This window comes from Stieleria mannarensis (assembly GCF_014154935.1).
In the GTDB taxonomy this organism is placed as follows: Bacteria; Planctomycetota; Planctomycetia; order Pirellulales; family Pirellulaceae; genus Stieleria; species Stieleria mannarensis.
Genome location: NZ_JACEHH010000092.1, coordinates 1 through 11,919 on the forward strand (window position 1 = coordinate 1; position 11,919 = coordinate 11,919).

Below are 11,919 nucleotides of genomic sequence, written 5' to 3' on the forward strand. Positions count from 1 at the left end.
AGACGGCCAGCATGAGTGCGGCAACCAACCCAATTTTCTCTGAAAATAGTCTGCGGCCCGCCGCGCCGATTAGCGCCACGCCCGCGACGCCCAGCATCACCTGAACCAGTCGGATCAGTGTGACACTGGGCCCGAAGATCTTGATCAGAACCGCTAAAAAATAAGGGTAAAGCGGAGCCTGATAAAAGGTTTCGCTGCCATACCAATCGCCTCCGCTGATTTTGAGCGCCCAGTCAAAGTACCCTCTGGCGTCTCCGAGCAATTGAACCACGGTCGGGACTTCGAACGTCTGCAAGACGTGCATCAGGCGCAGAAAAAAAGCGAGCCCACAGGTGCTCGCTAGGAGAATCGCAAAGGAAAAACGATTCGCAGATGCGGCCTCCTTTGGAGCCGCGGGCGCTTGATGGGCCACGCGAGATCGATTGCTTCGTCTAGCCATCAAAACGCTGTCGTGTTCTCAGCACCGTCCGTTGCAGCCGACTATTCGGACAACTCCTCGGATTCTTCTTCCATCTGCTTCTCGTAATCATCCAATTCTTGCTGGATTTCTTCTTCCGACCGGGTGTCTTCGATGACCGTGTTCGACTCGCCGCAACCGACCGCTGTGAACGAGATCACGGAAAGACCAAACACAAACATGAATGAATAGAACAAACGTGACATCACAATTACTCGCTCGTGAAAGAAGGAATGAGGGGGTCGATGCAAACCACTACTGTCTCTCGGATGGCCACGTAATGCAAGTAGTCTGAAGGCAAACGGCGGTCCGGCAGCAACCTGGCGCCGGGTTTTGAGGCAAAAAATGACGCGGAAACGTTGGAATTGGCACAACATTCGCATACCCCCATGGGGTATCCGGCGGGAGGGCTTTTTTGACACCAAACTTGAGTAACTATGCCATGACACACAGTCGCCAGACCACGATCGATCCCGTTTGTGGCATGGAGGTCGATCAGCGTTCGTCCCATCGGTCGGACTTCGACGGTGGACGGTATTTTTTCTGCAGTCGATCTTGCCAACAAAAATTCGATGACGCCCCCGAACGATTCTTGGCCGGGGAAGCCGAACAGGATCCGCCCCACCACGACGACGCGGGGGCGGCCCACCGCTGTTGCAGCCACGGTGATTCGAGCCACGGTGAGGACCCCGCACGGCGGTCCGGTTCGTCCGCTGCAGCGGGTGATCCCGGTGCGATCTACACCTGCCCGATGCATCCCGAGGTGGAACAGATCGGCCCGGGGGATTGCCCGATCTGCGGGATGGACCTGGAACCGAAATTTGCCAACGCCTCGGATGACCGTGACGTGGCCCAGTACCGCGACATGAAACGCCGATTGTGGGTCGGGTTGGTGCTGTCGTTGCCGCTTTTGGTCTTGGCGATGGGGCCGATGATCGGATTGCGTGTCTCGGCGTTGGTGCCCGATGTGGCGTTCGGGTGGGTGCAACTGGCCTTGGCGGCGCCGGTCGTTTTCTGGTGTGGATGGCCTCTTTTGGCGAGGGGCATCAAGTCGTTCCAAACGCTGCAACTGAACATGTTCTCGTTGATTGCGGTGGGAACGTTGGCGGCGTTCCTATTCAGCTTGTTCGTGGTGGTTTTCCCCGCTTGGATTCCAGAAGCCTTTTACGAGGATGGAAAACCGCCGCTGTACTTCGAAGCTGCGGCGGTGATCATCACGCTTGTCTTGTTGGGTCAGGTGTTGGAATTGCGCGCCCGCCAACAGACCGGTGGCGCGATTCGTGAGCTGATGCAGCTCGCTCCGGAAACCGCTTACCGAATCGGCGATGACGGGGAAGAGGAGATTGCGCTTTCGGAAGTCCGCAAGGGGGATCGATTGCGCGTGCGTCCGGGGGAGAAGGTGCCCGTGGATGGTCGCGTCGTCGGCGGGACCAGCCGCGTCGATGAATCGATGCTGACCGGCGAACCGGTTCCGGTCCAAAAGAGCGAGGGGGATGAAATCACCGGAGGCACGCTCAACCAGACAGGCGCCCTGGAAATGGAAGCCGTCGGCGTTGGTGGGGACACGGTCCTCGGCCGAATTGTTCAGATGGTCGCCCAGGCCCAGCGGAGTCGAGCACCGATCCAGAAACTGGTCGATGTGGTTGCCCGGTACTTCGTCCCGGCTGTGATCGTTTGTTCGATCCTGGCATTCCTTCTTTGGGCAGCTTTCGGCCCCGAACCTCGTTTGGCGCATGCCTTTGTCGCCGCGGTGGCCGTCTTGATCATCGCTTGCCCGTGTGCGCTCGGATTGGCGACGCCGATGTCAGTGATGGTGGGTGTCGGACGCGGCGCCAAGGAAGGTGTGCTGATCAAGAACGCCGAGGTGTTGGAGGTCATGGAAAAGGTCGATACGTTGGTTGTCGACAAAACGGGAACGCTGACACAGGGCCGTCCCGAGGTGACAGCGATCGAAACGTTCGGGCAATGGTCTTCAAGTGATGTGTTGAAACTGGCAGCTGCCGTCGAATCACAAAGTGAGCATCCCTTGGCCAAGGCCGTTGTTCGACGGGCAAAGTCGGACGGCGTACCGATTCTGGAGGCATCCGGCTTCGACAGCATCACCGGCGGCGGGGTCCACGCGAGCGTGGACCAACATCAGGTGATGATCGGAAAAGCCGACTTGCTCGAACAGCAATCCGTTTCGGGGGTCGATGCCGGACGCGGTCGGGCGACGCAGCATCAATCCGAGGGAGCGACAGTCGTCTTCATTGCGATCGATGGTTCACTGCAAGCGATCATGGCGATCACCGATCCGATCAAGGAGAGCACGCCGGCCGCTCTGGACACGCTCCACGATCTTGGGCTGAAGGTAGTGATGTTGACCGGGGACGCGGAGCGGACTGCGAAATCCGTGGCGGAAAAACTGGGCATCGACGAATTTCATGCCGGTGTCTCGCCCCAGCAGAAGCACGATTTCATCAAACGACTGAAGGATGACGGCCGCACCGTGGCGATGGCTGGCGACGGCATCAACGACGCACCGGCCCTGGCGGAATCCCACGTCGGAATCGCGATGGGGACGGGCACCGGAGTGGCCATCGAATCGGCAGGGGTCACCCTGGTCGGCGGCGACCTTCGGGGTGTGGCCGCGGCGAGCAGTCTGAGTCGAAAGACGATGCGGAACATCCGCCAGAACCTGTTCTTTGCCTTCGTCTACAACGCGATCGGCGTGCCCATCGCCGCCGGGCTGTTTTATCCCCTGTTCGGCGTGCTGCTCAGTCCAATGATCGCCGCCGCCGCGATGAGTTTCAGCAGCGTTTCGGTGATTGCCAACGCCCTGCGTCTGCGGAGCGCACCTTTGACATAGGCGACGGACGATCGACTCAGCAAATCCCTGCGACCCGAAATCTCAGACAACGCTATACCCCGCAAGGGTACCTGCCGATGAAGGTTGAGGTCCGTGGAGGAGAGGATTTCGCGAAGGAACGAAGACCAGTGAAAAAATGGGAAAATCGGTTAAAGTTCATTGTGGCATTGACCGTCGTTGTGTTCGGGCATGGCGTGAAGGCCGAAGAGTCCGCGGTCGGCAGGATATTCCTCCCGCCGCCGCCGGTCCCGCAAGTACCGGACGCACTCGATAATCTTGACTCTGCAGGGCAGGATGATCATGCGTTCGCCGCTTCAAATCGTTCTGCCGATGTCGTCATTGATGTCAACGGTCGCGAATCGCTGACAGATGATCGCCCCCCTGGGGCCGGTGCATACGGATTACAGGATTTTTTGAGTCTCGCCTGTCAGCACAACCCAACGCTTCGACAAGCCAGATTGCAAATCAGTGCCGAAACGGCCAAAGCGCTGCAGGCTGGTCTGTATCCGAACCCTTTCCTGCGATACACCGGCGAGCAAATTGGGGTGGACGTGGAAGGCGATAAAGATTCGCCGGGCGAATTCCAGGGGATGATCGTCTCTCAACGGTTTGTCACCGCCGGAAAGCTGCGATTGAGTCGCGAGAAATATATGCGGCGTGCTCATGTCTCCCAGCACTTGGCCATGGCCCAACAGTTTCGTGTTTGCAATGACGTCCGCATCCACTTTTACCGAGCATTGGCCGCGAAAGAGCATTTGAACATTCGGCAGGAGTTCGCAAAGACCGCCGAAGATTTCGCGGTCACTGCGCAGGAGTTGTTCAACGAAGGGCAGGCAACGCGTCCGGAGGTTCGAAAGGCCAATATTGAACTCCAACGAGCGCGGCTTGCAGTTCTTTCGGCGGAAAACGCTTGTCGTCAATTGTTTCGCGAGCTTCTTTCCGTCGTGGGTGTTTCGCTGACCGAAGGCCAATTGCAGGGAGAACTTTTGCCGCAGGCTGAACCGCTGAGCTACCAAGCTGCTCTCGCAAGGGTTCTTTCTGAAAGCCCCGAAATCGCTGCCGCACGGGCGAAACTTGCTTCCGATCGTGTGACAATTCAGCGGGAGAAAGTCCAATGGATTCCCGACGTCGTGGCCGAGGGCGGCGCTGGATACAACTTCGACGCCAAAGAAACAACAGCGACGGCCGGGCTCGGAATTCAAGTGCCGATTTTTGACCGAAACCAAGGGACGATTCGTCAGGCCGAATTGGACTTTCGCCGTCAGCAACATGAGATCCGTCGGACAGAGCTGGAACTTGAGCAGCGTTTGGCGGCGGTCTATCAGCAGTACCTTTCCGCTTTGCAGGTCGCGACCGAATACAAGCGGATGATCTTGCCCGAAGCGAGATTGGCCTATGAAGAGCTTTTAAAAAGCTACCAAGACAACCGCGTGGATTGGCCAACCGTTTTGACGGCACAGAAAGACTACGCGACGGCACGCCTGGATTTCGTAACACAGTCCGAGCAGATCCGAATCAACGAAGTGCTGATCCGCGGATATTTGCTTCATGGCGGGCTAACAGCGGCCCCTGGGCCGTCACCCCCCGGTCATATCGACTCCGTTCCAAAACCAAGGTGACGTATGCGGGGCATCTTAAATCGCCCTAGGCACCTTTACCAGTTACCCACCAAGCACGATGAATGCGCGAAGAGAGTTTCTTAAGTCTGGCACGCTTGCGACCGCTGCCGGATTGGCGGGAGGCCTTCTCGGTGCCCAGGCCGATGCACAGACAGCCGATGCACAGACAGCTGCAGTATCATCCGATCCAGCAGAGGCGGTGAATGCACCATCCGGCCAGAAAGATGCCGCCGAGACGAGCAAGGTTCGCGATGAATACGACGGGTTTTCGCGTTTCACACCGAGTCGCGGCAACGATCCTGATTCAGACTTTTACCTTGGGAAATTGGTGCCGGGGTTCCGCGACGTCTCCGATGGGCCCGCGCCCTTCGTCGCGCCCGATCTACCGAAACTACCCTTCAAACTTGAGAACGGCGTCAAAGTCTTTGAACTGGTCTCGATGCCGGTGCAGCAGGAGTTCCATCCGGGGGTCTTCATGAATCTGTTCGGGTACAACGGCAGCATGCCGGGCCCGACGATTGAGGTCAATCAGGGGGATCGAGTCAGGATCGTCGTGACCAATGAACTGCCTGAGGACACTTTTTTACATTGGCACGGATTTGAACTGCCGGTTCAGTATGACGGAGCCGCAACGCTGACCCAGAATCCGATCAAGCCTGGGGCATCGATGGTGTACGAGTTCGACATCCATGAGGAGGGGACGTTCTTTTACCATTCTCACGTGGCCATGCAGGAACCGTTCGGGCAAGTCGGTTTTTTTATCGTGCATCCGAAAAAGGTCTTCGATCCTCCCGTGGACCGTGACTTTGGATTGCTATTTCAAAACTTTCACATCGCTCCCACCCAAACCATCAGCGACAGCTGGGCGATGGATTGGAATTGGCACACCATCAACGGAAAGAGCGGGCCGTTTACAACCCCATTGGTATGTAAGCATGGTGAACGTGTGCGGGTTCGGTTGCTGAATTTTAGTCCGATGCAACATCATCCCGTCCACCTGCACGGCCACACGTTTTGGGTGACCGGCCATGAGGGCGCTCGGGCTCCTAAAACCGCATGGGTCCCGAGGAATACCGAATTGATCGCGGTAGCGCAGGCGAGTGACTTTGAGTTTGTCGCCAACAATCCGGGCGATTGGATTTTCCATTGCCATATGGTGCACCACATGATGAACCACATGGTCCGGCAGGTCGGCCCCCGGATGCGGTCGGGTGAATCCGTCGACGACTACCTGGCAAGCATCGACGATCGGCCGCCCGTCAGGGCATCCCGGTCGGAAAAAACTGTTGTTCCCGGTTACCCCCAAAAGATGCAGGGGATGGAAATGTCCGAGGAGTTCATGAAGGCGATTTGGGGGCGTAAAGAAACAGGTGGGATGCGCGCCGATTATCCGATGTCTGTCAAAGGCCTGATGACCGTCATGCGAGTGCTACCGGACGACCTCTACGATCTGGTGATGAATTCTGAGAAACCGATCGAAAAGGGGGCCGTCTTTTCAGAAATCGTACGCCGATTCGGAAATCCGGAGACGTATCGTTCGGCCCCGAAAATGGGGATGTAGCCGGGATGGCCGTCCTTCGGCCAACCGTTAAAATGGGTTCTTCCGGGAATCCACCACCACGAGTTCGCTCTAGGCGAGCTACACGGTCACGAGGTTGCCACGAAATTCCGCGAAGAACCTTCAAGTGCCGCGGTGTTTTTCCCCGCGAGGCTCCGACGCATGCTAACTGATGACGAGAAAAAGAAACTCAACAATCGGCTTCGTCGCGTTGTCGGGCAGGTCGAAGCGGTCGGCCGCATGATCGATGATGACGGTTATTGTGTCGATGTCTTGATGCAGCTTTCCGCCGCCACCGGAGCCCTGGCAAAGGTCGGGGAGATCGTCCTGGAAAAGCACCTCCGAACCTGCGTCGCCGATGCGATGGAAAGCGGTGACGCCGACGAGCGGGAAGAAAAACTCGACGAGCTGCTCAAGGTCTTTCGCAAGTACGCCGGCGTGATGGACTAAAGGCGGGGGCGGCGTGTCGTTCACCGACAGCCGAACTGTCGATTTCAGGGACACCGCCCCCGCGTGATCCGAGCGGGACAACAGGCCAACCCGCGAAGCTGTCTTTGGAACCCGCGAATCTATCTCAAGACCGGTGCATTGATTCCTTGCGACGCCAGGATCGCCAAGTACTTGTCCGGTTCGGCGGCGATCCGCTTGGCACATCCGGGGCAGCAGATGTAGATCGCTTTCCCGTTGGCGTGGACCTTGTAGGGGCCGCCCATCGCGTCGAGGGGCTCGTCCATGACCGGGCATTTCATTTGCGCCGCGACAAACGGTTGGTCCAAGGCGCTGACCTTGAAGACACCATCCCGAACGGCCTGCGACCCTGCAGGCACCGATGCAGACCGTTCCCCCCCGTGGACCATCGCCAAGTACTTGGCCGGTTCGGCTTGAATCTTCTTCACACATCCCTTGCAACACAGAAAGATTGGATTGTCGCCGACCATGACCTTGACCGGATTGCCCATGCTGCCCAGCGGCTCGTCCATCACCGGGCATGTCTTTTGCGCGGCGATCAGCGCCGCGTCGTCTTTCGTGGCCGACGAGACCAGAATCTCTGGCTTGCCCGCCAGGTATTTCGCGGGACTGGCTTTGACCGCATCGACGCAACCGGCACAGCAGACGAAGACACGCTCACCCGTGACGTCGATGGCAACCGGGTCGCCCATGCTGCCAAGCAGTTTGCCGCTGACGGGACAGATTTTCTGACGCGCGATCGCTGCCGCCGCCAACTGGGCCTCGCTGGCGGGAACGGTTGCAACCTCGTTGAGTTGAACTCCGCTTCGACCGAGTCCGGGAAGTCCCACCAATTGAATGTCGATCTCGACTTGGCGTCCGGCGATCTTTGAAAGATTGACCGATGCCGTCAGTCCGCCCTTGCCATCGGGCAGCAAGTCGTACCGGTATCGTTTGGCACCGCCGGCGATTCGAAGCGACGCGGCACCGCGACCCGATTGGACCGAATAGGGCTGACCACTCGAATCAAAGACGTACATTTTAATGCCCGCTTGTGAAACAACGGTCTCCAGTTGCAAACCGCCGGCTTGCTTTAACGAACCACCATGTGGCCCCACGGAGACTGGTCCCACGGCGGACAGGGGAGCCTGCTGCGGCACCACATGCGTGTGATCGGTGGAGGCCTGCTGCGGCGTGTGAGCTTGCAGCGGCGGGTTGGGTTGTTGCGCAGGCGAGGTTGAGGCAAGCAGGCCGCCCAGCAGGACGGACAGGATGACAGGACGTTTCATTTCATCAGCTCCATTGAAAGTGAACCGCAAGAATCCGATCTCGCAGTCAAAGAAAAAGTGACGGTTAAACAGTTGGATGCTATTCATGCTCAGTTCTTCATCGGATAGCGAAGGTGTTTGCTCATGCCGCGGCGCGCGCCTCCGATGACGGTGACTCATCGGCGGCGTTCCACAACGGGTCGCTCAGTCCCAAACGCATCTTGGTCTCCAGATAGGCGGAGTAGAGCGTGGGGACGATGAACGAGGTAAACGGCTCGGCCAGCATGCCTCCGAAAACGGGCAGTGCCATCGCCCGTGCGACGTCGGCCCCACGTCCGGTCGCCAACAAGACGGGAACCAGCGCGGCGAGCGTGGTCACGGTGGTCATCAAGCACGGCCGAATGCGTTTCAAGCCCGCTTCGTACACGGTGTCGCGAATGCCTTGGACCGTTTGGATCTTTCGTTTTTTCATCAATTGATGGATGTACGTTGCCATCACGACACCGTCATCGACGGCCAGACCGAACAACGCGATAAACCCGACCCAGACGGCCGTGTTGAGTTCGACATCCATCCAGGCGACCAACACCATCCCTCCGGCAAAGGCGACCGGGATGCCGGTGAAAACGGCTAGCGAAATCGGCAGGTTGCGAAATTCAAAGTAGATCAGCAACAGATTGATGCAGATCACCAATGGAATGATCCACATCAACCTCCGATTGGCCTCGATCTGATTTCGGAAACTGCCGACCGCCTCAAGCGAATAGCCGGCAGGCAGGGACAGATGATTCGGGGCTGATTCGGGAAGGGTCTGCGCCCGGAGCAGTTGACCTTCGATCGCCGAGACCGATTCCAGGTCTCCTTGGATACCGTTGGTCATGAAGGAGACGTGGGCGACAAGCCGCCCGTTCTCACTATTGATGGCTCCCGGCCCCCAGGTCGTTTCCAGCGTCGCGAGCTCTTCCAACGGGACCACGGCTCCGCTGTGCGTCACCACGGGCAGGCGGCTGAGTTGATCGATCCGTTCACGAAGATCGCGGTGATAACGCAGACGCACCGGGTATCGTTCGCGGCCTTCGACCGTTTTGATCAGATTCATTCCGCCCAATGCCGTTTCAATCACCTGATTGACCATTGCGGAGTTCATGCCGTAGCGTGACGCGGCTTCGCGATCGACGGTGAATTCGACATACGGCTTTCCCATCACGATGTCGGGGTTCACCGTGCCGGCGTTGATCAACGGCGACTTTTTCAATGCGGACGCGACATTCATGGCGGCTTGGGCCAAGGAATCCAGCTCGTCGCCGTACACGCGAATCGCCATCGGGGCCTTGATCCCCGATTGCAACATCACCACACGCCCCTCGATCGGTTGCAAGGCCGAGGCGGGGGTCACTCCAGGAAGCGTTGCGACGCGATTGATTTCGTCCCAGACGTCGCGAGCGGTCACGCCCGGTCGCCACTCGCTTTGCGGTTTCAACATCACGTAGGTTTCCACCATCGCCGCGGGGGCCGGGTCGAGCGCCGATTCGACGCGGCCGATTTTTCCCAACACATCCTTGACCTCGGGGATCTGGCCGATCAACACGTCCTGGGTTTGCAACACCTGCATCGCCTGAGAGAAACTTGCCGCGGGGTAAAGCGTGGGCATGTAAAACCAGCTGCCCTCGTCCAGCGCGATCCAGTCGTCACTTTGCAACCCGGTGAAGGTATGTTTCGCGTCGACGTAGCCGGGAAAGTCGTTCAGTTCGGCGCCAAACAGGTTGGCAAACCGTTCGGCCGGTCGCAGCACGGTCGGCAGCCCGATCCAGGCCCCCAGTCCCATGACCAGCAAGATTGCCGGGAAAGAAAGCGCAAGCACCTTGTGATTCAGGGCGTGTCGCAAGCGTGCCGCATAGATCCAGCGGACGAACCTGCTGGATGGGATGTCTTCGATCGGGCGGATTCGCTCACGCATCAAAAACCACCCCAACGCGAACCCCAACGCTGCGGCGATCGCCGACACGATCCAAGCGGGCAACTCAAATCGATCCGCAATGCGATTGCCCCACAGAAAATGGCTGGCGGCAGCCAATAACGCCGCCAACGTGATCCCGGACACCGCCGCGGTGGCTTTCCGGTGTGCGGTGCTTTTCAGGACCAGACGGCAGAGTGCCGGAACGATGGTCACCGCGGTGACCATGGCCGCGGCGATGGCAAACGTCTTGGTGTACGCCAGCGGCGAAAAAAGTTTGTAATCACGACCGGTCAGAAAAAAGACAGGCAGGAAGCTGACGATCGTGGTTGCCACCGCGGTGACCACCGCCGGTGCGACTTCGACGGCCGCCTCGTAAACGACCTCGGTCCGCGTCTTGAGCGTCCGCCCCGGTTCACTCGGTCCGTGCTCCTGCGCGGACTCCCAATCGGACAGGTGCTGGTAGATGTTCTCCGTGATGATGATGGCCATGTCCACCATCGTGCCGATCGCGATCGCGATGCCGGCCAACGACATGATGTTGGCATCAACCGCGACAACGTGCATTGCGATGAAGGACATCAGGACGGCGGCCGGCAAACAGACGGCGACGATGAAGCTGCTGCGGAGGTGCATCAGGAACAGCAAGATGATGACGGCCGTGATCAGGATTTCGTCACGCAGCGCGTGCGTCAACGTCGCCATCGTCTCGTCGATCAACCCCGTGCGATCATAAACGCCATGAATCGTCACGCCGCCGAGCGCCGGTTCGATCTGACCGATCTTGGCTTTCACACGTTCGATCACCGAACGCGGGTTTTCGCCGTATCGCATCACGACGACACCGCCGACCGCCTCGGCACCGTTGTAGTCCAGTGCCCCGCGACGGAAGTCCGGTCCCAATTGGACCTTGGCGACGTCGCGGACGCGGACCGGAACACCGCTACGTTGCAACACGACCGTCTCTTCGATATCGGCGATCGCTTTGGATTCATCCCCATCGGTGCCCAGGAAACCCTTGCCGCGGACGATGTACTCCATCCCGGTGGATTCGACCGTCTTTGCACCGACATCGACGTTCGAACCCTTGATCGCCATCGCAAGCTGATCGAGCAAGACGTTGTGAAAACGCAGTTTGTCGGGATCGACCTCGATCTGGTATTGACGAACGTAGCCCCCGATCGACGCGACTTCGCTGACGCCCTCGACCGCCTGCAGTTCATACTTGACGACAAAGTCTTGCAGACTTCGCAGCTCCGCCAGCGTCATCCCCTCCTCAGGCGGCTGCAAAACGTAGTAGTAAATCTGCCCCAGCCCGGTTGCATCAGGCCCGAGCTGGGGAACCACACCGTCGGGAAGCTGCGATGCGGCCGTGCCGAGTTGCTCCGAGACACGGCTGCGTGCCCAGTAGAAGTCGATCCCGTCCTTGAATGTGACTTGGACAAAACTGTAGCCGAACATGCTTTTGCCACGCACCGATTCCGCGCCGGGCACCGCAAGCAGTGACACGCTTAACGGATACGTGACCTGGTCTTCGATGTCCTTGGGAGAACGCCCGGGCCACGGAGTCAACACGATGACCTGATTTTCGCCGACGTTGGGAATCGCATCGATCGGAACGGATCGGTAGCTGAACCAGCCGGCAATGCTCAGCCCGATCGTCAGCAAGACGACCAGCCAGGGCTCCTTGACGCAAAAACGGATGATCAGATTAAGCATCGCCCTGGTCCAGTTTGGGAGTGTAGGAGGTGGGAGAAGGGGAGGTGGG

8 protein-coding genes are annotated in these 11,919 nt (G+C 58.7%); 4 read left to right on the plus strand and 4 right to left on the minus strand.

Going from position 1 to position 11,919, the window contains the following annotated elements; translation table 11 throughout:
* Together H1B37_RS31860 and H1B37_RS31865 are read right to left on the minus strand one after the other, a co-directional pair.
* Positions 1 to 412: glycosyltransferase family 39 protein (locus H1B37_RS31860; RefSeq protein WP_353620969.1), on the minus strand; the 412-nt coding region annotated here is incomplete at its 3' end.
* A gap of 68 nt (positions 413 to 480) precedes the next feature.
* Positions 481 to 663 (minus strand): hypothetical protein, encoded by a 183-nt coding sequence (locus tag H1B37_RS31865; protein ID WP_182871338.1) that lies wholly within the window; start codon positions 661 to 663, stop codon positions 481 to 483.
* Between the two features lie 236 nt (positions 664 to 899).
* On the opposite strand from H1B37_RS31865, the gene H1B37_RS31870 reads away from it, so the two are divergent.
* The 4 genes from H1B37_RS31870 (at position 900) to H1B37_RS31885 (ending at position 6,932) form a co-directional block, all read left to right on the plus strand.
* A complete protein-coding gene (locus H1B37_RS31870; RefSeq protein WP_182871339.1) occupies positions 900 to 3,305 on the plus strand; it encodes a heavy metal translocating P-type ATPase in 2,406 nt (801 codons plus the stop codon).
* A 128-nt stretch (positions 3,306 to 3,433) separates the two neighbouring features.
* A complete protein-coding gene (locus H1B37_RS31875) occupies positions 3,434 to 4,924 on the plus strand; it encodes a TolC family protein (RefSeq protein ID WP_353620970.1) in 1,491 nt (496 codons plus the stop codon).
* Positions 4,925 to 4,982: 58 nt separating this feature from the next.
* Positions 4,983 to 6,485 carry a multicopper oxidase domain-containing protein gene (locus H1B37_RS31880; protein ID WP_182871341.1) on the plus strand — a complete coding sequence of 501 codons (1,503 nt, stop codon included), beginning with the start codon at positions 4,983 to 4,985 and terminating at the stop codon, positions 6,483 to 6,485.
* A gap of 159 nt (positions 6,486 to 6,644) precedes the next feature.
* Positions 6,645 to 6,932 carry a metal-sensitive transcriptional regulator gene (locus tag H1B37_RS31885; RefSeq protein ID WP_182871342.1) on the plus strand — a complete coding sequence of 96 codons (288 nt, stop codon included), beginning with the start codon at positions 6,645 to 6,647 and terminating at the stop codon, positions 6,930 to 6,932.
* A gap of 119 nt (positions 6,933 to 7,051) precedes the next feature.
* On the opposite strand, the gene H1B37_RS34240 is transcribed toward H1B37_RS31885, so the two are convergent.
* Entirely contained in the window at positions 7,052 to 8,218 is a 1,167-nt protein-coding gene (locus H1B37_RS34240; RefSeq protein WP_286178455.1) for a hypothetical protein, read from the minus strand.
* A gap of 121 nt (positions 8,219 to 8,339) precedes the next feature.
* Complete coding sequence (locus H1B37_RS31895; protein WP_182871344.1) at positions 8,340 to 11,870, minus strand: efflux RND transporter permease subunit; 3,531 nt, start codon at positions 11,868 to 11,870, stop codon at positions 8,340 to 8,342.
* Positions 11,871 to 11,919 lie beyond the last annotated feature (49 nt).

Excerpts from the sequence above, each read along its gene's own strand:
- H1B37_RS31865 (WP_182871338.1), bottom strand. The coding sequence starts at position 663 with ATGTCACGTTTGTTCTATTCATTCATGTTTGTGTTTGGTCTTTCCGTG.
- H1B37_RS31870 (WP_182871339.1), top strand. The coding sequence starts at position 900 with ATGACACACAGTCGCCAGACCACGATCGATCCCGTTTGTGGCATGGAG.
- H1B37_RS31880 (WP_182871341.1), top strand. The coding sequence starts at position 4,983 with ATGAATGCGCGAAGAGAGTTTCTTAAGTCTGGCACGCTTGCGACCGCT.
- H1B37_RS31885 (WP_182871342.1), top strand. The coding sequence starts at position 6,645 with ATGCTAACTGATGACGAGAAAAAGAAACTCAACAATCGGCTTCGTCGC.
- H1B37_RS34240 (WP_286178455.1), bottom strand. The coding sequence starts at position 8,218 with ATGAAACGTCCTGTCATCCTGTCCGTCCTGCTGGGCGGCCTGCTTGCC.
- H1B37_RS31895 (WP_182871344.1), bottom strand. The coding sequence starts at position 11,870 with ATGCTTAATCTGATCATCCGTTTTTGCGTCAAGGAGCCCTGGCTGGTC.